The following is a 724-nucleotide window of genomic DNA, read 5'->3' on the forward strand; positions in this document are numbered from 1 at the left end:
CGTCGAGAGCTACCGTCGGCGGACCGCCGTCAGCCGCCGAACCGAGCCGGATGACGCCGCGTCAACCGACAGCGACAGCCTCGGCGACAACCAAACCGACAACAACCCAGAAGGAGGTGACGACACCGAAAGCTAAGCCCTCAACATCATCGACCCGCACCGGCTACGACCTTGTCGCTCAACCGGTCACGCTGCTTGACGCGCTACATCGAGAGGCCGAAGACACGACTGCACCTGACCGCATGCCTACACCGGACCCGAGGAAAAAGGGCTTGCATCTGTGGGGGCGTCCAGACACGTCTTTTGGCGATTCGAATTACGGGGACACGAATCGAGAGGAGGTCCCCGTTGTCCTGGTTCGAGTTGAACTTCGCCGAGCTGCCAGATCCGCGAACCGGCAATGCTACGCAGCATAATTTGATGGAGGTGCTGACGATCGCGCTCACGGCGTCGATCGCCGGCGCGCAGAACTGTACCGAGTTCGCGGCCTTCGGCGTCGACCGTAAAGACCTCTTCGACGAGTTCTTGGATCTGAACAACGGCATCCCCAGTCACCCCGCTTAATGCACCGACCGGCCAGTAGGGCGGGGTGGCGTGAGTAGAGTCGAGGAGGAGCGCGGTGGCGGTGGGTCCCGGGGAGTAGCCGTTGGCCGGCGGCTTTCGCCCGATGCCGGTGCCTCAGTCCGGGCCGTCGCTCCGTTTCTCCGCCCCGCTCATCAAACGC

At 63.4% G+C, this 724-nt stretch carries 1 pseudogene; it reads left to right on the forward strand.

The window, feature by feature from the left end:
* Positions 1-348 precede the first annotated feature (348 nt).
* Positions 349-555, forward strand: a pseudogene (locus CKO28_RS27810) (transposase family protein); the annotation flags it as partial.
* Between the last annotated feature and the right edge of the window lie 169 nt (positions 556-724).

Origin of the sequence: Rhodovibrio sodomensis (assembly GCF_016583645.1) — a bacterium.
Taxonomy (GTDB): Bacteria; Pseudomonadota; Alphaproteobacteria; order Kiloniellales; family Rhodovibrionaceae; genus Rhodovibrio; species Rhodovibrio sodomensis.